A 1,934-nucleotide genomic window follows, 5' to 3' on the forward strand; every position below is an offset into this window, starting at 1 on the left:
GCGTGCCCAGAGGCACGCATCTTCTAGCCGGTGAAAGTCCGGCCGTGGGAGGGGCCAAGCCCCCGCGTAGCTAGGATACTTGCGTATGGCGAAATCTGTGCGCAAAAGCGTATCGACAAAAGTACCTGTCGGAGACAGGGCAAGCAACATGCCAGGCCGTAACATAAAGTGAATCCTGCCGCGTCGTCAAAAAGGCCTCGCAAGGGGGAAAAGAGGAAGCCGAGTCCTGTGTACATGGACGAAGGCCAAGGAAGCTATCTGGAACTTGGAGCGGTAGCGAAGAATCCTCCGGCGTAAGGGGATCGGCATGGTATGAAAGAAGATGCAGTGAACTGGGGAGACCCTCCCCTGCACGGAAAAAAAAAAGTTTTTTTTTTTTTGAAACCGTAAAGAGATGCTTTATAAGCCCGAAAGGTGAAGTAGTGATCTGCAGGAAGGGAGTCCGAGGGGCTCATAGTACCGAAGAGCGCAGGACAACACAACCTGCGGGAGGGAAGGAGCCCTGCTTTGTTCACGTTTCTTAAGGAGGTACGAGTCAGTGAATGCCAAAAGGCTAACGACACCAAAGGAAAACGTTCAAGAACTCCAAGAGAAGCTAGGTCATGCGGCCAAGGAAAGCAAGAAGCGCAGGTTTCACGCCCTGTATGACAAGGTCTATCGACCAGACATCCTGTGGGAGGCATGGCGAAGGGTGCGAGCCAATAAAGGGTCGGCTGGAATCGACGGGGAGACGCTTGCGGACATCGAAAAGCAAGGGGAGCATCTCTTCTTGTATGAATGTCATCGAATTCTCAAAGAAGGCAAGTATCATCCTCAGGCAGTAAGACGGCAATACATTCCAAAGAAGGATGGAAAGCAAAGGCCGCTAGGCATTCCCACCATTCGAGACCGCGTCATACAGATGGCGACGAAAATGGTGATGGAACCGATCTTTGAAGCGGATTTTCAAGAATCCTCATTTGGATTCAGGCCGAAACGAAGCGCTAAACAGGCGCTGGACCGTATCCGAAAAGCATGCAACCGCAAAGGCAATTGGGTGGTCGACGTCGACATCCAAGGTTACTTCGACAACATCAATCAAGAGAAGCTGATGAAACTGGTGGAAATGCGGATCAGTGACCGGCGGATCTTGAAACTGGTACGGAAGTGGCTGAATGCAGGAGTCATGGAGGAAGGAACGGTTCGACGTTCGGATCTGGGAACGCCACAAGGGGGAGTCATCTCTCCGCTGCTCGCGAACATCTATCTGAACTACTTCGATGTCCTATGGGATCGGCATGGTAGCGGATGTGGGGAACTTACGCGTTATGCGGATGACCTCGTGGTCGTGTGTAAGACGAAGAAAGAAGCAGAGCGGGCATATGAACTCATTCGTGCCATGATGGATCGTCTTGAACTGACGCTACACCCGACCAAAACACGCATCGTCGGATTATGGACAGGAGAAGAAGGCTTTGATTTTCTCGGCATGCACCATCGCAAAACGAAAGCGGAGACTTCTCAAGGGAAAGTGTATTATACCACCCAGCAGTGGTTAGCCCGGAAGGCGGAAGAACGCATCCGGGAGGTCGTGAAAGAACGTCTGGCCCCGCCGAACATGAGGCATAAATCGTTTCTCGAACACGTGCAATGGCTGAATCCAAAGATTCAGGGGTGGAGGAACTATTACTACACGGCTTACAGCCAGTTAAAGCTGGCCAAGTTGGACTGGTACATTCTGCAAAGGCTCGCAAGATGGTATGCCAAGAAGAGGCAACGCGCAAGGTGGATGAGTTCGCTACAAGAAGTGAGATTCCTAGCCAGTCAATATGGACTTAAAACGCTCTTGTAATCTGCACGCACATGAATGACGAACATCGGAAAGCCGTATGAGGGAAAACCTCACGTACGGTTTGATGAGGAGGGGCTGAATATCTTCAGCCCTTTACTCTAGT

At 51.3% G+C, this 1,934-nt stretch carries 1 protein-coding gene; it reads left to right on the top strand.

Going from position 1 to position 1,934, the window contains the following annotated elements; genetic code table 11:
* The first annotated feature begins 538 nt into the window (after positions 1–538).
* A complete protein-coding gene (ltrA, locus tag QMG93_RS34870) occupies positions 539–1,831 on the top strand; it encodes a group II intron reverse transcriptase/maturase (RefSeq protein WP_281944497.1) in 1,293 nt (430 codons plus the stop codon).
* The last annotated feature ends 103 nt before the right edge of the window (positions 1,832–1,934 follow it).

This window comes from Paenibacillus tyrphae (assembly GCF_027925525.1).
GTDB lineage: Bacteria > Bacillota > Bacilli > Paenibacillales > NBRC-103111 > Paenibacillus_G > Paenibacillus_G tyrfis_B.